This is a genomic window from Burkholderia sp. 572, assembly GCF_040545135.1.
Classification (GTDB): Bacteria; Pseudomonadota; Gammaproteobacteria; order Burkholderiales; family Burkholderiaceae; genus Burkholderia; species Burkholderia cepacia.
Genome location: NZ_JBEPLH010000001.1, coordinates 331242 through 350773 on the forward strand (window position 1 = coordinate 331242; position 19532 = coordinate 350773).

Annotated in this window: 17 protein-coding genes; 4 read left to right on the top strand and 13 right to left on the bottom strand. The window is 65.3% G+C overall.

Features of this window, described 5'->3' with window-relative positions; genetic code table 11:
• Positions 1–19: 19 nt before the first annotated feature.
• The 3 genes from ABIC51_RS01560 to ABIC51_RS01570 all read right to left on the bottom strand — a co-directional run bounded on the left by ABIC51_RS01560 (position 20) and on the right by ABIC51_RS01570 (position 3013).
• On the bottom strand, positions 20–802 hold the full coding sequence (locus ABIC51_RS01560) for a substrate-binding domain-containing protein (RefSeq protein WP_060083200.1): 783 nt from the start codon (positions 800–802) through the stop codon (positions 20–22).
• A gap of 50 nt (positions 803–852) precedes the next feature.
• Positions 853–2148 (bottom strand): MFS transporter, encoded by a 1296-nt coding sequence (locus ABIC51_RS01565; protein ID WP_027790157.1) that lies wholly within the window; start codon positions 2146–2148, stop codon positions 853–855.
• A 331-nt stretch (positions 2149–2479) separates the two neighbouring features.
• On the bottom strand, positions 2480–3013 hold the full coding sequence (locus tag ABIC51_RS01570) for a winged helix-turn-helix transcriptional regulator (RefSeq protein WP_134255904.1): 534 nt from the start codon (positions 3011–3013) through the stop codon (positions 2480–2482).
• A 231-nt stretch (positions 3014–3244) separates the two neighbouring features.
• On the opposite strand from ABIC51_RS01570, the gene ABIC51_RS01575 reads away from it, so the two are divergent.
• The 4 genes from ABIC51_RS01575 to ABIC51_RS01590 all read left to right on the top strand — a co-directional run bounded on the left by ABIC51_RS01575 (position 3245) and on the right by ABIC51_RS01590 (position 7631).
• Complete coding sequence (locus ABIC51_RS01575) at positions 3245–4339, top strand: NmrA family NAD(P)-binding protein (RefSeq protein ID WP_226128300.1); 1095 nt, start codon at positions 3245–3247, stop codon at positions 4337–4339.
• A gap of 69 nt (positions 4340–4408) precedes the next feature.
• On the top strand, positions 4409–5011 hold the full coding sequence (locus ABIC51_RS01580; RefSeq protein ID WP_049098466.1) for a DUF8737 domain-containing protein: 603 nt from the start codon (positions 4409–4411) through the stop codon (positions 5009–5011).
• A 70-nt stretch (positions 5012–5081) separates the two neighbouring features.
• A complete protein-coding gene (locus ABIC51_RS01585; RefSeq protein WP_226128303.1) occupies positions 5082–6290 on the top strand; it encodes an alpha/beta fold hydrolase in 1209 nt (402 codons plus the stop codon).
• A 936-nt stretch (positions 6291–7226) separates the two neighbouring features.
• Entirely contained in the window at positions 7227–7631 is a 405-nt protein-coding gene (locus ABIC51_RS01590) for a DUF2384 domain-containing protein (RefSeq protein WP_146254256.1), read from the top strand.
• Between the two features lie 459 nt (positions 7632–8090).
• On the opposite strand, the gene ABIC51_RS01595 is transcribed toward ABIC51_RS01590, so the two are convergent.
• From ABIC51_RS01595 to ABIC51_RS01640, 10 genes are all read right to left on the bottom strand, one after another.
• Positions 8091–9380, bottom strand: coding sequence for an acyl-CoA dehydrogenase family protein (locus tag ABIC51_RS01595; RefSeq protein ID WP_175860493.1), 1290 nt, complete (start codon positions 9378–9380; stop codon positions 8091–8093).
• Positions 9381–9553: 173 nt separating this feature from the next.
• The gene (locus ABIC51_RS01600; RefSeq protein ID WP_226128305.1) at positions 9554–10228 is read right to left on the bottom strand and encodes a TetR/AcrR family transcriptional regulator; all 675 of its coding nucleotides are present in this window, start codon (positions 10226–10228) and stop codon (positions 9554–9556) included.
• Between the two features lie 164 nt (positions 10229–10392).
• A complete protein-coding gene (locus ABIC51_RS01605; RefSeq protein ID WP_027790163.1) occupies positions 10393–11877 on the bottom strand; it encodes an NAD(P)/FAD-dependent oxidoreductase in 1485 nt (494 codons plus the stop codon).
• A gap of 11 nt (positions 11878–11888) precedes the next feature.
• Positions 11889–13130, bottom strand: a complete 1242-nt coding sequence (locus tag ABIC51_RS01610; RefSeq protein WP_146254257.1) for a thiolase family protein — start codon at positions 13128–13130, stop codon at positions 11889–11891.
• Between the two features lie 25 nt (positions 13131–13155).
• Positions 13156–14709, bottom strand: coding sequence for a class I adenylate-forming enzyme family protein (locus ABIC51_RS01615; RefSeq protein WP_175898529.1), 1554 nt, complete (start codon positions 14707–14709; stop codon positions 13156–13158).
• 42 nt (positions 14710–14751) lie between these two features.
• Positions 14752–15882, bottom strand: a complete 1131-nt coding sequence (locus ABIC51_RS01620; protein ID WP_027790166.1) for a saccharopine dehydrogenase family protein — start codon at positions 15880–15882, stop codon at positions 14752–14754.
• A gap of 173 nt (positions 15883–16055) precedes the next feature.
• Positions 16056–16727, bottom strand: a complete 672-nt coding sequence (locus ABIC51_RS01625) for a c-type cytochrome (RefSeq protein WP_027790167.1) — start codon at positions 16725–16727, stop codon at positions 16056–16058.
• Complete coding sequence (locus ABIC51_RS01630) at positions 16728–18209, bottom strand: flavin monoamine oxidase family protein (RefSeq protein ID WP_146254259.1); 1482 nt, start codon at positions 18207–18209, stop codon at positions 16728–16730.
• A 36-nt stretch (positions 18210–18245) separates the two neighbouring features.
• A complete protein-coding gene (locus ABIC51_RS01635; RefSeq protein ID WP_146254260.1) occupies positions 18246–19214 on the bottom strand; it encodes a WD40/YVTN/BNR-like repeat-containing protein in 969 nt (322 codons plus the stop codon).
• A gap of 31 nt (positions 19215–19245) precedes the next feature.
• Positions 19246–19530: a hypothetical protein gene (locus ABIC51_RS01640; protein WP_027790170.1), complete on the bottom strand. Its 285-nt coding sequence runs from the start codon at positions 19528–19530 to the stop codon at positions 19246–19248.
• Positions 19531–19532 lie beyond the last annotated feature (2 nt).

A 19532-nucleotide genomic window follows, 5' to 3' on the forward strand; every position in this document is an offset into this window, starting at 1 on the left:
GCCTTCCCGCGGGTCGGACTCAATGCGCGGGGACGGCATCCAGTCCGGTTGTTTTCACGTCAGCCTGCACGTCGGGCGACGCAAGATAATCGAGCAGCGCCTTCGCTTCCTTCGGATGCTGCGCGCCGACGGGGATGCCGGCAGCGAAGCGCGTGACGGACTGCAGCGATTCGGGAATCTTGCCGACGAAGGTCGCACCGTGGACGGGCAGCAGCTCGCTGACCTGCTGGAAGCCGATTTCGTAGTCGCCGTTCGCGACGACAGAAGCCACCGGAATCCGCGGGATCATCTTCGCCTTGGACTTCACCTGCTCCTCGATGCCGAGTTTCTTGAACAACTCGCGTTCGATATACACGCCGCTCGCGCTGTCCGAGTAGGCGATCGACTTCGCGTGCAGCAGCACCTGCTTGAGACCTTCGGTGGTGCTGATGTCGGGTTTTGCCGCGCCGTCGCGCACGACCATGCCGATGCGCGAATCGGCCAGCTCGACGCGGGATCCCGGGATGACCTTGCCTTGCTTGATCAGTTCGTCCAGCGCGTAACCGACCATGATGACGGCGTCGGCGGGCTCGCCGCGCGCGAGCCGGTTCGGAATCGCTTCGGGCGACTTGCCCATCGACGGGCCGAGCGCGGTGTCGAGCGTATTGCCGGTCGTGGACGCGAACCGCGGGCCGAGCAGTTTATAGGCGGCCGTGAAGCCACCCGAGCTCATCACGTGGAGCTCGGCCGCCTGCACGTTGGCCGCAAACGCCGCGCTGGCGACGAGCGCGGTCGCGCAAAATTTCAGGAGCTGATTTCTCATGGTCGTGGTCATGCGAATTCGTGTGTGGGGGTGAAGTTTCGGATGGGCTATCAATGCGCCGGCGTGAGCGTCGCCGTGCGGTGACGGTAGAGCGCGAACGTCGCAAGCAGCGCGCACACCGCGGCGAAGCTCATCCAGTAGCCGGGTGCGGCCTTGTCGCCCGTCATGTGAATGAGCCCGGTCGAGATGGCCGGCGTGAAGCCGCCGAACACGGCCGTCGCGAGGCTGTAGGCGAGCGAGAAGCCCGCGACACGCACCTGCACCGGCATCACTTCGGTGAGCGCGACGACCATCGCACCGTTATAGATCCCGTACATGAACGAGAGCCAGAGCAGGACGAGCAGCATGTTGGCGAACGACGGCGCGTGAGCGAGGAACGACAGCGCCGGATAGGCGGTCAGGACGGTAAGCATCGTCATGCCGACCAGCAGCGGCCGACGGCCGAACCGATCGGACAGCGCACCGCCGATCGGCAGCCACACGAAGTTCGACACGCCGACGCAGAGCGTCACGAGCAGGCTGTCGGCGGTGCTCAGATGCAGCACCGTCTTGCCGAAGGTCGGTGCGTAGACGGTGATCAGATAGAAGCTCGTGGTGGTCATCGCGACCAGCATCATGCCGGCGACCACGACGCCCCAGTTCTGAACCAGCGTGCCGAACACTTCCTTCATGCCCGGGCGATGCTTGCGCGCCTTGAACTCCTGGGTTTCCTCCAGGTTGCGGCGCAGCATGAAGATGAACGGCACGATCATGCAGCCGACGAAGAACGGCACGCGCCATCCCCAGGTGGCGATCTGCGATGCGCTCAGCCACTGATTGAGCGCAAAGCCGAGGCCCGCCGCGATGACGATCGCAACCTGCTGGCTGGCCGATTGCCAGCTGGTGAAGAAGCCCTTGCGGCCGGGCGTTGCCAGCTCGGCGAGATAGACCGATACACCACCCAGCTCGGCGCCTGCGGAGAAGCCCTGCAGCAGCCGCCCGATCAGTACGAGCACGGGCGCCAGCAGCCCGATCGACGCGTAGCCCGGCACGAACGCAATCAGGATGGTGCCGCTCGCCATGATGGACAGCGTGACGATCAGGCCCTTGCGGCGGCCTACCTCGTCGATGTACGCGCCCAGCACGATTGCGCCCAGCGGCCGCATCAGGAAGCCGGCGCCGAACACGGCGAAGGTCATCATCAACGAAGCGAACTCGCTTTGCGCAGGGAAGAAGACATTGGCGATCTGCGTGGCGTAGAAGCCGAACAGGAAGAAGTCGAACTGCTCGAGAAAATTGCCGGCCGTGACGCGAAAGATCGCGGCGGCCTTCGAACGTTCGGCCGGAAGGCTGGACGAGGGGTGCATCGAGGTGTCTCCTGAAAATCCGGAAATATGCGGGGCGGGTCGATTGTGGTTTTCCGGAATGTTCGCTCGACGTCGATCAAACGATAAGTGCGATTTTTGGAAGAATTGATGCAAGGAGGTTATCAATCGACACGGCCTCGCCAGTTTCGATCAGCGCCTGCACGCCTAACTGGCGAGGTCGTCGGGCATCACGAGATGTCGAGCTGATCAAGCGAAACACTCGGCGAGGGCCGAGGATGCGCTGCTCGCCAGGATCGCCAGCGCAGCATGCTGCCTGACGAGGTGTCCGAGAAGGACCCGATGGAGTTCGACGGAGAAACCCGGGCGACCATCAAGCAGGCGATCGTCCGCCTGGCGGATCTGCTTTTCGGCGTCGCCGGTTACCGTGCGACAGGCGCCAGCGGACCAGCTCGTCCGCGCCGGGACCTTCCTGGATCTCCAAATCCGCCGCGTTGGTCTGCTCCCCCGTCTCCTGATCGATAAAGCTCCACCGCACCTCGGCTCCCGTCTTTCGATTCACGAACTTCATCGGAGGCGCCGAAGCTCCGGAAACTTCCAGACTGTCCCCAATCTGGGCGAGTACCGGCATCACCGGGGCGATCTGCCAGCCCTTGTGAGTCAGGAGATATTCAAATCGCTCCGGATTCACCTGATAGCGCCTACGCTCAACGAGGCCGTTGGCCTCCAGATGCTTGAGCCGGTCGCTGAGCGTCGCGTTGGTTATGCCGGACGACTGGCGAAACTCGTCGTACCGGCTGAGCCCGCAGACAAGGTCGCGAAGTATCAGCAAGCCCCATCGGTCACCGATCGCCGCCATGACGCCGGCAATCGGGCACACCATTCCGTCAAAACCCTTCGAGCGCATGAGCCGTTTCCCAGATTAGCCCCGGCGATCGTCGCCGAGAGTGAGTCTCATTATAAGAGTCGCGCAAACGTCGACAGGACGTTTCCACCCAAGAGCCCGTCGCCTTCCCGGTTCAAGTGCCGAAAAGTTCTTGTCTTGCGGGACACTCACTCTTATTATAAGAGTGAGTGTCCCGCTTGTTGACCGGCATCGTCGGTGGGCGTCCGTAGCATCGAACTCAAGGAAACCATCATGCCTTCCCATGCCGCTTCCAGAATCTTCGTCATCGGTGGTACAGGCGCGCAGGGCCTGCCTGTCATCAGCGCGCTCGTCGCGGACGGCAAGTATTCCGTTCGCGCGTTGAGCCGAGATCCCGATTCCCGGCGCGCCAAGGCGCTGCTCGCACTCGGCAACGTGTCGATCCTGAAAGGCACGTTTGCCGACGAAGCCGTTCTGCGGGCAGGCTTTCGCGGCTGCGACGGTGCGTACGTCAATCTGGACGGGTTCAACACCGGCGAGAAAACGGAGATCTACTGGGCGATGCGTTGCTACGAAATCGCGCTGGAAGAAGGCATCAAGTTCTTCGTGTATGGCAACCTCGACTACGCGCTCAAACAGGCCGGCTACGATTCGCGCTTTCGTGCTGGCCACTACGACGGCAAAGGCCGCGTAGGCGAATGGATCCTGTTCCAGAACCAGACGAACCGGGACCGCATGGGCGCGGCCGTGTTCACCACCGGGCCATACATGGAGATGGCCATTTCGGCGAAGACGCCGATGATGCCCTTCGTCGAGGACGGAGTCGTCACCTGGCGCGTGCCGCTCGGCAACGGTGCGGTGCCGCATGTCGCACTTGAGGATTGCGGCTACTACGCGCGCTGGCTGTTCGATCACCCGGAGCGCGCGAACGGCATGGATCTCCAGGTCGCCATTGAGCATGTCGCGTACGGGAAGCTGGCCGAGGCGTTCGAACGGGTAACGGGGCATCCGGCGCGCTACATCGACACGGATCTGGACACCTACTGGAACGGCCCGCTCAAGATGGTAGCGAGCTCGCCCGCCGGATACAACGCGGACCCGAATGACAAGAGCACGATGAGTTTCCGCGACAACTTCACTGGATTCTGGAACATCTGGAAGCACGACGTCATCCGCCGCGACTACGCGCTACTCGACGAAATCCATCCGAACCGCATCCGGACCGTCGAGCAATGGCTTCGACGAGAAGACGAGCGTGGCCAGCAGCAAGGCAAAGGAAGTCTCTGGGAGCGGGTGCAGCCGGAAACCCTGTTCAAGTCGGTGCCGCTTCTGAAGCTGTCCGAAGACGGCAGAAAAGGCGCGCTTTAATCTACGGCATCACGTCCAGTAGATACCGGGAATTCGATCAATGTTTAGTTAACCTAATGGGCTTCGGAAATGAATCAGATCGTCGAGATCCGGAAGAACGGCGGGACGGGCTTGCTGGGTGTGCTGATCGTCTGGGGATTAGCCGTTGCCGCGGCGGCCGAAGCGGGGGTTTATCGAGCGGTCTACCCGCTGGGGCTCGCCTGCCTCATTGCCCTCGGTATCGTGGCGCCAGTTGTCGTTTATTCGATGTCCCGGAGCTTTCGCACATACATCGCGACCATCGGGCTAAGAACGCTGACTGCGTTTCATATCTGGCGAATTGCGGCCGCGCTGGTCTTCTTCTGGTACGGGGCGCACGATCTCCTGCCGGAAGCATTCGTCAGGAACGCCGGCTGGGGCGACCTCATCGCGGGGTTGATGGCGTTCGGCGTCACCATGCTGCCGAAAACGCGCAACCGGTATCTGATCTTTCATCTGTTCGGGTTCGCAGATTTCGTCGTGGCGGTCGGTACGGGATTGACCTACTTCCTGCTCAATGATCCCCGCATGTCCGGCATCCAGACGCTGCCGATGGCATTGATCCCGTTCTACGGCGTCGGAATTTCAGGAGCGAGCCACATCATGGCGTTCGACCTGCTGCGCCGCCGCCCGAGCCTTTCGAACGTGCGGTGAGGCTTGCCGAAGCAACGGCGCTAGTGCCCCCTGTACGAAACCGCTTCTTCAATCGGACAAGGAAATCATCGTGAACTTTCGTCGTACCCGTGCCGCAGCCAGCGTGCTGTTCGGCTTGCTGCTGTGCGGCCCCACGTTTCAGGACACCGCGTCGGCACAGCCCGGTATCCCGTCGGCCGCCTCCGCCGGCGAAGCGACGGCGCCGTGGGACCAGCGCGCGAATCCGACGGCCGTTGAGGCCGATGCCTGGTTCGACAACTACCGGTTCCGGGATGGCGAGACGCTGCCCCGGCTGCGGATCCACTACGCAACGCTCGGCACGCCGCATCGCAATGCCCATGGCGCCGTTGACAACGCCGTCCTGGTCCTGCACTGGACCGGCGCGGACAGTCGAACGCTGCTGAGTCCGACTTACACAAAAGCCCTGTTCGACCGCGGACGTCCGCTCGACGCGAATCGCTACTACCTGATTTTTCCCGACAACGTGGGCCACGGCCAGTCGAGCAAACCGAGTGACGGGTTAAGGGCGAAATTTCCAAACTACGATTACGGCGACATCGTCGATCTCCAGCACAAGCTGGTGACCGAAACCTTGGGCATCGAGCATCTTCATGCGATTCTCGGCATGTCGATGGGCGGCATGAACGCCTGGCAATGGGCGGAAACATATCCCGACATGATGGACGGCGTCATGCCCGTGGTCTCGCTACCGATTACGGTCTCGGGCCGCAATCTGCTGTGGCGGCGCATGGTGATCGACGCGATCCGCTCCGATCCCGACTGGAAGAGCGGGGAGTACACGCAAACGCCCCGCGGCTGGGTCCAAGGCTTCGGGGTGTTGCGAATGATGATCGACAGTGCGACCGCGCTACAGCAGGAAATTCCGGACGGCGCGGCGGCAAGCAAGTTTCTCGCGACCGTGCGCTTCCAGGCGGAGCATGTCGACGCGAACGACATTCTTTATTCGCTCAAGTCATCGTTTGACTACGATCCCGAGCCAGGGCTTTCCAGGATTCGGGCCAAGCTGTTTGCCCTGAATTTCTCCGACGACGAATTCAACCCTGACACCCTGCGCGTTCTCGAGCGACTTGTGCCGACGCTTCAGCATGGCCGGTATCTGGTGCAGCAGGGCACACCGTCGTCGCCGGGCCATTTCACGATGACTCGTCCCGATCTTTGGGCGCGGCATGTGGGCGAATTCATGCAATGGCTGGGCGATGCTCCCTCGCAAGCGAGTCTTGGCGATATCTGGCCGATTCCGGTTTCAGCCGGCTCATGATGTGTTCTACGAGGGATGGGTCCGCGGCGACCGCTTCTGAATCTCGATGACGCAATTGAGCGGTCTATTGAAGGATCGGCCAGTGGCAGCCACTGGCCGAGACTGTGTAGAAACGCGTTCGATCACCTGGGCTGGATCAATCCGTTCCGATGAGAGGCGACGATGGGGCGTTTTGTCGACGGCGAGGACCGCAAGCAAGTAACGTTGCGTCCCGAATGTCTTGATGACTTCATCGCCGAGGACAGATCACTCCCGCTACACCGCTTGCATGAATTGAGCAGATCTCCCGACTGGGCCAGCGAGCGCTGGATCAGTTCGTTGGCCTGGGTATCGAGGGACGGCACCTTTTCGGGCACAGCAACGACCGAACCCATAAGCCCGACGATCAGGTCGGGCGGTTCGATCGCATATCCGCTGGGCGCGAGGACCCGGTTCACGTGGCGCCAAGGCGGCAGCCCCATATCCGGATGCAGTCGATCGATACCGCATATGCCGTCATGCAGGCACTCGACAAAGAGTGCGGCGTTATCGGCGAACCGTCACTGAAATTCAAGAGCGTTGAATTTTCGCTACCCAGAAAACACCACAAGTTTCGAGCCGCGCCACACCTGCAGCGCTCGATGCGCAACGCTCGTACAGTGCCCGCCCAGTTGGTGACCCATTTGTTACATCGCTGGAACACAATCTTCGCCCCTCCTACTCGGCGGTTGCTCCAACAAGCGTGTGTAGGTTGGCAAAAAAGGTGGCCTCTGCGGTCCATGCAAATCAAGGACTTGGCCATCTTTTCTGCGAATTTCGCTGCTGAAAAGCGGCAGAAAAGGTGATCTTTCCCTATAAAATTTGCAGAAAAATTGGCCCTTGATCGCAGATCGCTCTAGATGTTTTTTAAAATCAGTGACTTACGCGCACGACGGAACCCAAGAAAGGGCGGCGCTCATGGGATCCGACATCACCTGCAATTCGGCACCGCCCAGCGATTTCATGCAATTCATGGCGTCTATGCGAGATCCAGACAGCCCCGATCCGATCATCTCGGCCAGGCGTTTCGCGGCCGCTCTGCATATCGATATGCAGACGCTGGCGCGGCTCGCCAATGTACATCGCAACACAATTGGCCGCCTGTCAGGATCGGAGAGTGTGCAGAAGTTCCTTCGGGACGCACTTCGGATCATCCGTGCTGCAACCGACGTCTCCGGTGACGTGCCGAGCTCTCTCTTCTGGTATCGCAATGAGCCCTTGCCACCCTTTGACTACAAGACTGCCGAACAGCTAATTTCGGAGGGACGTACAGACGACTTGCTCCGCTATATCACGTCGCTTGAGACAGGCGCCGCAGGATAAGGCAGTGGGCACCTGTTGTGAGTCCGTAAAATTGCGGCTACCCTTATGCTTCAGCCGGTCTAGGGCCGGCGACAAGAAACAGGGTGCGGGGCATACTGGCTTGGACGTTGTTCCGCAGTAAGTTTCCTGCCCCAACTCTTCAAACGCCCGCCCGCAGAGCGGGCGTTTTCCTTTTCGTTCTCGTTGACAGTAGAGCCGCTCGAGACTGTGCGCTTCGGACACACTCGAACATCATGAACAAGAGTAGTCACGCACTCCTAGGTGGATTAGTCGGCGCCTGAATTGCGCAACTCCCAGCGATGATTGACAAAGCCGCATCGCCGGGAGCTGTTTCGTTCGTATAGATCCTGGCGGTTTGAATCGAAGATCGTAGACGATGACGCTGCATGCGGCGCATGCCTGCAATGGGCAACGCGTACCCCTGCCGATCCGGCGCACGCCCTGGCCTATCGGACGGCCTTACTCACGCGCCCATCCATTCTGATAAAGCTGTCCGGCCAGCACGCCGAGGCGCGACGCGAGTACGTAGTTCTCGCCGTCCTCGATCAGCGCCGAACGCACGTCGCGGAACAGCTTCTCGATCGGGAATTCGCGCGTGGTGCCGTTGCCGCCGAACAGCTGGAACGCCTCGTGCGTGATCTTCATCGCTTCCTCGGTCACGCTGACCTTCGCCTGCGCGGTCGCATAGGGATGACTCTGCGGCGACATCCGCGAGAACGCGAGGCTGCGGCGCGCGATCGCGCGCGCCATCTCGAGCCGACGCAGCATCTCGCCGATGCGCAGGTGCGTCATCTGGTGATCAATCAGCAGCGCGCCGCCCTGCTTGCGCTCGTGGCAATACGCGAGCGCCAGTTCGAACGCGGCCCGCGCCGCGCCGACGAACACCTGGCACATGTGCGTGCCCGCATACGACCACGTCGACGCAAGGTTGCCGAGATAGTCGTCCTTCAGCGCGACCGCGAAGCGCTTCGGTACCTTCACGTTGTCGAAATAGATCTCGCCCTGCGGCAGCGAGCGCTGGCCGATCTTGTCGAGCGGCTTGCCGCGCGACACGCCGGGCAGATCGAGCGGCAGGATCATCGCGATGCCGTTCGTGAACGCGCTGCGCTCGCCTTCGCCGTAGAAGCCGTCGCCGTAGTCGGCCGCCATGTACGCGAGCGCAACCTGCGCGACCGAGCCGTTCGAGATCCACGCCGAGCTTTGCCCGTTGATCACGATCTCGTCGACGCCGACCTTCGCGGTCACGTTGCCGACCGGCTGGCGGCCGTTCCCGGCGAGTTCCTGCCGATACAGGATCGCCGCGTCCGAGCCGCGATCGGGCTGCGTGTTCATCCAGCAGCCGACCTTGCCCGCGCACATCTCGACCAGCTCGACGTTGCCAACCGTGTGCGCCATCATCAGCGGCATCGTGGCCGCGCCGATCGACACGGCGAGGCCCGAATCGCCCCAGCCGAGCTCCTCGCCGATCAGCGACTCGATGCGCACGGCAGTCTCCGGCGGAAACTGCGCGATCAGTTGCGGATCGAGCCCGAGCTTCGCGCTCTCGACGATCGCGGCCCAGTACGGCGAGCCCGGCGCGATCACGTCCTCCGCCGTCATCCGGTCGAGCTCGCGGCCGATCGGCCGCAGCACGTCGCGCGCAAAACGATGAACCGTGTGCTGGATTGCGCTTTCCTCTTCGCTCAGCGGCGTCTCGAAGCCGGTCAAGCCGACCACGGGCAGCGCCGCGGACTTGTTCAGACGAATCATCTCCGTTCTCCTCCTGGACTCGAATCATGTCGGCCCGGCAGCGGACGCGCCCGGCCATCCCATATCTAGTAATACATACCAAACATAGGTCATCATGACAAACACTGGAAGCAAAAAAAAGACAGGGTATTCCCCTGTCTCCGTTCGCATGGCCGCGGCGGCGGATCGCGCCGTTATTTGCCCGCGGGCGCCGTCAGTGTGCCGTAGGCGATCGCGCGCGACGTCGCGATGAAATGCGCATCGAGCGCCTGCGTCTGCCGGCCGGTGCCGTACTGCATCGCGAGGCCATCGGCCAGTGCGATCAGCATCGTCGCCGCATGCCGGCTGTCGGCCGCGCTGAACGCCGGAGTGACCGCGCGCAGCAGTTGCGCGAGGTCGCGCGTCAGCGTCGCGTACCACTCGTCATAGAGTTTGAAACACTCGGGATCGGTGGCCGCAAACGACAGCAAATGCCGGAATAGTGCGTTGTACTTGGCATCCTTCGCATCGGAGACCGAGCGCTGCATGATCTCCTCGAACACGTCGCGCGGCGACGCTTCGCTGCTGATCGCGCGCTTCATGTCGTCGAGATACGCCTGGATGACCGGCTCGATGACGGCCCGCAACACGGCGATGCGCGTCGGGAAGTAGTACTGCAGATTGCTGACGCTGATCCCTGCCGCCGCCGCAACCGCGCGCTGCGAGAACTCCAGCGGCCCGCCTTCCAGCAACAGCTTGCGTGCGACGCGAATGATCGTGTTGCGCGTGCGCAGGCCCTGCGCCCGCAAGCCGTCGGTGTTGCCGGCTGCGGCGGTGGGAGTCGAAGTGCGCCGCTTTCTCGTACTGCGCGGCTCGTTGGACACTGTCATCGTGTTCGTCGTGAAGAGGGCGTTTCGGCTTCGTCGAATGGATGCTCCGTGCCTTACGGAGCGCCAACGACTATACCCGATGCGCGCTGCATTTTCCATCGAGCCGCCCTGCGTCAGGCGGCCCGGCCGGATCCACGTGTGCGTGTCGCGACGATCGCATGCCGCTACACCGGCCGCACCTTGCGGTTCACGCGTTCGTCGAGCAGGTTCGCGACGCCGAGCATCGCGGTCATCGCACACCACCGCAGCGGCTCGGGCGGCACCGACGGCGTCTTGTGCGTCAACGTGTCGAGCAGCGGCGATCGCCCATCGTGAATGCGCTCGGCCAGCACGCGCCCGATCAGCGATTGCGTGCCGACGCCATGCCCCGAACACCCGGCCGTGTAGAACACGTTGCCGTGCGCGCCGGCCACACCGACCACCGGCAACGCATCGCCCGCGAACGAGATGTAGCCGCTCCAGCATGCGCGCACCGGCACGTTGCCGAGTTGCGGAAAGCGCGTGTGCAGCGCCTTCAGCAGCGCGCGATACGCGTCGTCGTCCGGCACGTTCGGCGTCTGCGAGCCATACACGTAATGCAGCCGCTTGGTCGTCAGCAACAACGTGTTGCGCGCGGTCAGGCGATGGCTCTCCATCGTCAGGTGCGGCGTGACGATGCCCTCGCGATTCGGCCAGCCGAGCGCCGCGAGCTGCGCGTCGGACAGCGGCTCGGTTTCGAGCGCCGACACGCGCAGCGGCATCACCTTGTCGCCGAGCAGGCCGAGCTGCGGCGTGTACGCATTGGTCGCGAGCACCAGCACCGGTGCACTCGCGCTGCCGCGTGCGGTGCGCACGCGCACCGTCTCGCCCGCGTCGAAATCGAGCAGCGCGGTGTTCTCGTACAGCTTCACGCCCGCCGCGAGCGCCGCGCGCCGCAAGCCCGTCACGTACTTGCCGGGATCGAGCGTGCCGCCGCCCGGCACGTATGCGCCGAACAGGAAGGCCGGCGGAATGCCGCGTTCGCGCATCGCCGCGCCATCGAGAAACTGCGCGGGCGAGCCGAGTTCGATGCCGGTGGCCATGCTTTCGCGCAGGCGCTTCTCCTGCGACGGATGCACGCCCGCGCGAATGATGCCCGACGCACGGTAGTCGCAGTCGATCGCGTATTCGACGAGCTTGCGTTCGACGTATGTGACGCCCTCGTCGTAGAAACCGACGATCCGCTTGGCCTGTTCGTGGCCGACCCGCTTGAGAAACAGCTCGTATTCGAGTCCCTGGCCGCCGGCGAGATAGCCGGCGTTGCGCCCGCTCGCGCCGAAGCCCGCGAATTCGCGTTCGAGCACGACGACGCTCGCGCCGCGCGCCGCGAGTTCCAGCGCGGTGGACAGACCGGCGAAGCCTGCGCCGACGACGATCACGTCCGCCTGCATGTCGCCTTCAAGCTCAGGTTGCGCGCGCTCGGGCGCGTCGATCCAGCCGCCGACGGGACGATACTTCCGCAACGCGGCGTCGGCGCGCATTTCCTCGCCCCAGCGCGCGAGCGGCCCGGCCGCGTCGGCGCCCGCCGCCTGCATCGACGCCGCCGCGCCGACCCCGCCCGACGCCTGTCGCGTCGTCTGCCCTGCCTGCGCTCCCTGCCCGAGCGCGATTGCGCCGTGTGCGTCGCCCATGTCCGCCTCCGTCAGTCCCTGCTGAGAATGTGAATCGCCAACGCGGCCTCTTCGACGCCCTGCAAGCCGCCGCCGTTTTCCTGGATCGCATGACGCGCGCCGTCCACCTGCCGCGCACCCGCTTCGCCGCGCAACTGCGTGACCAGCTCGTACAACTGCCCGATGCCGGTCGCGCCGAGCGGATGGCCCTTCGATTCGAGGCCGCCCGACGTGTTGATCGGGATGCGCCCGCCGAGCGTGAACTCGCCGCGCTCGGCGGCCGGACCGCCTTCGCCGAGCGGCACGAAGCCGAGGTTCTCGGCCTGGATGATTTCGCCCATCGCCGACGCGTCGTGCACTTCGGCCACGTCCATGTCCTCCGGCCCCACGCCGGCCTGCTCGTAGGCCTGCAACGCGGCGAGCCGGCCGATGTGCTTGTGCGGCTCGTCGATGCGACGCCGCGTGAAGCTGCGGATCACGCTCGCGGCGATCCGGATGCAGCGGCTGCGATCGGCGCCGATGCGCTCCAGCCCTTCCTCCGTGCATAGAATCGCGGCCGCCGCGCCGTCCGACAGCGGCGCGCACATCGGCAGCGTGATCGGGTACGTGATCGGCGCGGCCGCCAGCACCTCGTCGATCGTGAACGGCTGGCGGAACTGCGAATACGGGTTGTGCACCGAATGCCCGTGGTTCTTCGCCGACACGGCGGCGATCTGCCGCTGCGTCGTGCCGTACGTGTGCATGTGGTGCCGGCACATCGCCGCGTAGATCTTCATGAAGCGGCTGTACGGGCGCTCGGACTCCGAGCCGGGCGGCGGCTCGATCCCTTCGCCGAGCCGAGCGAGCGTCGCGAAATTCTCGTCGACACGCGACACGTCCCAGCCGGCCTCGAACAGCGCGAACGATTTCGCCTTGTCCGCGACGTTCATCTTTTCCGCGCCGAGCGCGAGCGCGACGTCGCACGCGCCCGACTGCAGTTCGCGCACGGCGAGGTGCACGGCCGTACTGCCGGATGCGCACGCGTTCTCGACGTTGAACACCGGAATGCCTTCGAGGCCGATCTTGCTGAACACGACCTGGCCGGGAATCGACAACTGCCCCTGCAGCGGGCCGTTCGTGATGCCCGCATAGAACGCGGCGCGAATTGCATCGGCGTGGCAACCTGCGTCCCGCAATGCGCGTTGCAGCGCCTCTCTCGCCAGATCGTCGAGGCTGCGGTCGAGATGCCGGCCGAACACGGTCATCGCGATACCGGCGATGTAGATGTTGCTCATCGTATGGAATCCATATGAAGCAGGTTCAGATCCTGCGTTGCTGACCCTGCCAGTACTGTTCGCGCAGGTCCTTCTTCAGCACCTTGCCGGCCGTGCTGCGCGGCAGCGCCGCGACGAAGTCCACGCTCTTGGGCGCCTTCACCGAGCCGAGCTTCTCCTTGCACAGCGCGACGAGCTCTTCCGCGCTCACCTGCTGCCCGGCATTGAGTTCGACCACGGCCTTCACGGCCTCGCCCCATTTGTCGTCGGGCACGCCGATCACCGCGCAATCCTGCACGGCCGGATGCGCCCAGATCACCTGCTCGATCTCGCTCGGATAGACGTTGAAGCCGCCGCTGATGATCATGTCCTTCTTGCGGTCGGTGATGTGCAGATAGCCGTCGCGATCGAGATGGCCGATGTCGCCGGTGTGCAGCCAGCCGTCGACGATCGTCTCGGCCGTCTTGTCCGGCGCGCGGTAGTAGCCCTTCATCACGAGGTCGCCGCGTACGCAGATCTCGCCGGTCTCGCCCTGCTTCAGCAGCTCGCCGCGCTCGCCGACGATCTCGACGCGCACCAGCGGGTTCGGGCGGCCGACCGACGCGAGCCGTGTGTCGGACGCGAGCTTGCCGTCGACAAAGTGCTCGGCCGGCGTCAGGTACGAGATCGACGCGGGCGCCTCGGTCTGCCCATAGCCGCCCGTCATCACCGGGCCGAACACGTCGATCGCGCGCTTGAGTTTCTCGACCGACATCGGCGCGGCGCCGTACAGGAAATAGCGCAGCGACGAGAAGTCGACCTGCTCGATGCCGGGGATGTCGAGCAGCCGGTAGATCACGGTCGGCGGCAAGAAGAACTCGGTCACGCGGTGCTTGACGATCGCACCGAGCAGCAGCGCCGGGTCCGGCTTCGGCAGCACGACCACCGTGCCGCCGCGCGCGGTGCACGGCAGCGACATCATGCCGGCCGTGTGCGTCATCGGTGCCGCGGCGAGATTCACGGGGCGCGCATCGTCGTACGTCATCGCGATCATGAATTGCGCGAAGTACGTTTGCAGCGAACGATGCGTGTTCATCACGCCCTTCGGCGCGCCCGTCGTGCCGCCCGTGGCCGACAGCGCGACGACGTCGTCCATCGCGTAATCGACGGCCGGCGGCGTCGCCGGCTGGTGCTCGCTCCACGAAGCCAGCGACGGTGCCCACGGCAGGTCGGCGTCGAGGCACACCCACAGCCGGATCTTCGGCAGGCTCGGCCGCAGCGCATCGATCGCGGCCGCGAATGCCTGATGGAAGAACAGCACTTCGCAGTCGAACGCATCGAGCACGTACTGGTTCTCGGCCACCGCGTTGCGGCCGTTCACCGGGATGTACGCGAGCCCGGCGCGCCACATCCCGAGCGCGCAGCTCCAGCCGATCACGTCGTTGTCGGCCCACACCGCCGCCTTCGCCTCCTTCGCGAAGCCGGCGGCGAGCAAGCCGTTGGCGATGCGGCACGACAACTCGCCGATCTCCTGGAACGTGTAGTTGCGATCGTCCTGGATGTACGCGATGCCGTCGGGATTGAGCCGCCAGCCGCGGTCGTAGAAATCGATAATGGCCATGTCACAAGTTCCGTTGGGTCTGGTCCGGTGCGGCGGCGGCCGTCACAGTTGCGTGACCGTCGCGCGCGCGAGCCCGCGCTGTTCGAGGAAGCCGAGCAGGTAGCGATGGCCGAATGCCTTCGAGCCGGACGCGAAGCCGGTGCGCGCGGTATCGCCGTCGAGCAGCTTGAGCACGCCGGCCGCGTGAATCGCGCCCGTCGAGATGTACGGCGTGACGCCGTGCACGGTCGCGCGCACCGCCGCGAGCTGGCCGCGGCCGATCGCGACATCGACGCTGCGCTGGATCGTCGTGCGCTCGCGCGGCGGCATCGTCGGCGTGGTCGACGCGACGACCTGCTTCAGCACTTCGTCCTGCTGTTCACGCGGCAGGTGCTTGTATTCGGCTTCCCACTTCTGTCCGAACTGGTGCACCAGCTTCATCACGTTGTTGTCGTAGAAGCCCACGCACGAGATGCAGCTGCGCACGCGCGCATCGTGCTCGAAATAGACGGGCAGCGACGTGCCGCCCCACGGCAGGCAGAACACCGGCTGCATCAGCTCCGGCGTCGCGACGGTGAACGACGCGTCCGCGGCGTGCGGCACGAGCGCCTTCTCCCACAGGTAGCAGGACTCGTGGCGCGCGCCGTCGAAGATCGTCGCGGTCGAGCCGATGCTCACGCCGGCCGCGCCGCGCGGGCCGCGCGTCAGCGTGGCCGTCTCCAGCGCATCGATGCCCGGCGTTTCGAGCGCGAGCTCGGCGGCGATCTCGGCGAACGTGTACATGTACGCGTTCGACGACGACACCAGCAGGCCGGCCTGGCGATACTGCTCACCGAATTCGTCGCGCACCGCACGGATATACGACTGTTCGCCGGTCGTATCGAGGTGGTGACAGCCGGCCTTCAGCGCGGCCTCGACGCCGACGAGCCCGAAGCTCGAGAACGGCCCGACCGTGTTGCACACCACCTTCGCCCCGCGGAAAGCCTTCACGAGCGCATCGACGTCGTGCTCCGCCTCGATGATTTCGTATTGCGCGGATTCGAGCCGCACGACGCGCTGCGCCATCATTTCCTTCGCGCGGCCCGCATTGCGCGCGACCGCCGTGAACGGGATGTTCTGGTCGATCAGCCAGTCCATGATCAACATGCCGGTGTAACCGCTTGCGCCATAAACGACGACGGGGTGCTTAGCCATGGTTGTCTCCTGAAACGTGAATTGTCGAGAACCGGTTCGGTTCGAGGTCGGGTACTGCTGCTTCGTATCCGGCGTGCCCTTTTGTAGAACACATTACCTATCTTAGGTCACTATGACAAAGTAAACGGCAAAGAAAAAGGCAGGGTATTCCCGGCCCTGACGCGTTTCGCGCATCACTTCGCCGCTCCGTCCGGCGACAGGCCGGCCAGATAGTGCGCAACCGCACGCGTGTCGTCGCCCGACAACGTCGCGGCCAGCGCGTTCATCGCGCCGGTCGGATCGTGCCGCTCGCCCGAGCGGAACGCCGCCAGTTGCGTTTCCAGGTAAAGCTGCCCTTGGCCGGCGAGGCGCGGCGCCGGATCCTTGCCGGTCAGCGCCGCGCCGTGACACGCGCGGCAGCTTCGCGCCTCCACGAGCGCCATGCCCCGCTTGTCGAGCGCCACGTCGGCCGGCACGGCCTCGTTGCGCGCCGGCGCCTGCCGCGCGAAATAGGTCGCCAGCGCGGCGATCTTCGCGTCGTCGAGTTCGCGCGAAAGCGGCCCCATATACGCGTTGCGGCGCTGGTCCGTGGCGAACGCGCGCAGTTGCGCGGCGATATACGTGGCCGGCTGGCCGGACAGCGACGGATACCACGCGTTCTGCGACTGCCCGTGCACGCCGTGGCAGAAGAAACACGTCTCCTGCGGCCGCGGCCACGCGCCGCCGTTGACCTTGTCGGCTTCGCCGATCGCGGCCATCGACTTCTGGTAACGCATGCCGTCGACGAGGTCGGGTCCGTACAGCGTGCCGGCTGCCGCCACGCCCGCGATCACGAGCGCCGCGCCGATCATCCAGGTTCGTTTCATTCAGGCCTCCCGTCCGCGGCCGGCCAGTTTGCCGAGCGCCTGCAACGCCGCGCGGTGTCCGGAGCGCACCGCGCCGTCCATCGCGCCGGCCCACAGGTCGGCCGTCTCGGTGCCCGACCAGATCAGCCGGCCGGCTTCCGGGCGCAGGAACTTGCCCCATTTTGTCCAGAACCCGGGCGGCAACGGGTGGATGCACTGCAGCGTCCACGGATCGACGCGGCCCCAGTCGTAGTCGTGGAACTGCGTCGGATGCAGCGCCTTGTCGCCGAGCGCGCGCGCAAAGATGGCCGACAGCGTCCGCTCGGCGGCCTTCGGCTCGGCCGGCAGCGCGCCCGGCGCGACGAACGCGGCGAGCACGCCGACCGAGCCGTCCGGCGGCGAGTTGTCGTACGCCATGAACACCGGGCCGCCGACCTCGAAGATCTGTCCGTTGTAGCCGTCGTCGCGCCAGAACGGCCGGTCGTACACGTGCACCGTCTTGCGCATCGGCGCATTCGCCGGCCAGTTGCGCTGCAACTGCGCGCGGCCGTCCGGCAGCGGCGGATCGAACACGATCTGCTCGCACAGCGCCGGATTGAGCGCGACGATCACCCGCCGCGCGCGCAGCACGCCGCGATCGGTCTGCACGTCGACCACGTCGCGATCCCAGCCCGAGATCTTGCGCACCGGGCAGGACAGTAGCACCTTCGACGCGCCGAGTTCGCTCGCCATCCGGATGCTCAGCACCTGCGAGCCGCCGACGAAGCGCGTTTCCTGTGCGCCGCCCTTGGTCGATTCGAGCTTCGCGTAGTCGCAATCGGCGCTGTTGATCATCGACAGGTAGTGCAGCAGCCCGAGCTGGGCCGGTGCGCCGCCGAGCGACAGCTTCGCCGCGAGGCCGAGGAAGTAGCCGTCTTCATAAGTCACGCCCTGCTTGCGCAGCCAGTCGCCGTAGGTCAGCTTGTCGAGCTCCGCCGCGTGTTGCGCGGTCCACGGTTCGCGCGACGGCACGCCGCGGGCGAGTGCGCCGAGCTTCGCGCCGAGCGCGTCGTCGCCGCCCGATCCGCCGTGGAAATCCTGGGCGACGCGCGCGTCGCCGGCCAGCACGACGGTCTTGCCCGCGTAATAGGTCGGGAACGTATCGACGCCGAGTTCGCGGGCGAGGTCGGCGATCGCCGTCTGCCCCGGGCCGATCCACTGGCCGCCGGCTTCGGACACCACGCCGTGCCCGAGATCGTGGTTGTAGGTCCGCCCGCCGACGCGATCGCGCGCCTCGACCACGACGAACGATTCGCATCCGGCGCGCTGCAGGTCGCGCGCGGCGGTCAGCCCCGCGAGCCCGGCGCCGATGATGACGACGTCGAACACGCCGCGATCGGCGGCTGCCGGCGCCGCGCCTTCGGCGAACGACACCTCGCCGGCGGCGAGCGACGCGGCGCTCGCGGCCGCGACGCGCAATATCCGCCGTCGGGCCTGCATGTCCGGCTTGTCCTTGCTTTTCATCTTGCGTACTCCATCCTTCCTTTTTTCGGATTCAACTCACGGCGCGGCCAGCACGCCGTCCTGCGAAAACAGCACCGGCTTGCCGCGCGCGTCGATCAGCGCGGCGGTGAGCGTCGCGCGATCCGCGCGCTGCGCGACGTCGAACGGGCCGCCCGCGACGCGCTGCGTGAACGTCAGTCCGTCGAGCCCAACGCCGACCAGCCCGCCGCCGGTCGCGACGAGATCGGTGATCGAGCTGTGCGCGCCGGTATTCAGCGCGGTCCATGTCGCACCGCCGTCGTGGCTCTCGAACAGGCTGCCGAGCAACCCGCCGACCACGATCCGGCCGTCCGGCATCGCGACGCCCGACCACAACGTGCCCTTGCCGCCCGTTGGCAGATAGACCCAGTTCGCGCCACCGTCGGCCGACTTGAGCACCATCCCCTGTTCGGACACGACGTAGAGCGCCTGTGCGGCATCGGCAAACGCGTGATAGAGATTGCGGTCGGCCTTGCCGCCGCCCGGCGGCTTCGGCAGCGTCGTGCGCGCCCACGTCTTGCCGCCGTCGTGCGTCTGCAGCATCAGTGACCACAGGCCGACGGCAATCCCGTCCCGCGCGTTCGTGAACAGCACCGAGAACAGCGGCTGGTCGACCGACGTATCGAGCCGCTGCGTGACCCACGTGTCGCCGCCGTCGTCGGTCGCGAGAATCGCGCCCCACTGGCCGACGGCCCAGCCGTGCTTCGCATCCGCGAACGACACGGCCGACAGCGCCGCCGCAACCGGCACGCGTCGCGCCTGCCGCCAGGTCTTGCCGTCGTCGTCGGACAGCAGCACGATGCCGTGCTCACCGACCGCGACGATCCGCGATCCGGCGCGCGCCGCATCCATCAGCATCCGGTGCGTCGGCGCGGCCCACGCATGCGCGGGCTTCGTGGCCCAGGCCGCCACCGTTCCGTCCTGAGGTTGCGCGAAGGCCGCCGCGGCGGCGCACAGCGCGGTACAGGCAATGAGCGTCTTGATCATGGATGAACCTCCGTAGGGGTGTGCGCGGGCATCAGTGGCTGAACAGCACCGACCAGCCGGCATGCGCGACGCCGAGCGCGATGACGGGCGGCTTGTCGGCAACCTGCGCGGCCGCCGCCTGACGTCCGGCGTCGCCGTCGTTCGACGACGGGGCCACGGCCGGTTCGCCGCCCGTGGCGTGGCGCACGCTGACGCGTTGCGCGTTGGTTGCGAACGCGCGGGCCGGCGCGGGCTGTTGCGCAACCGTTTCATGGAAGCGTGCGAAGCCTGTCGCCACGAGGCAAAGTGCGCCGCACACAGCAAAGGTCTTGACCATGA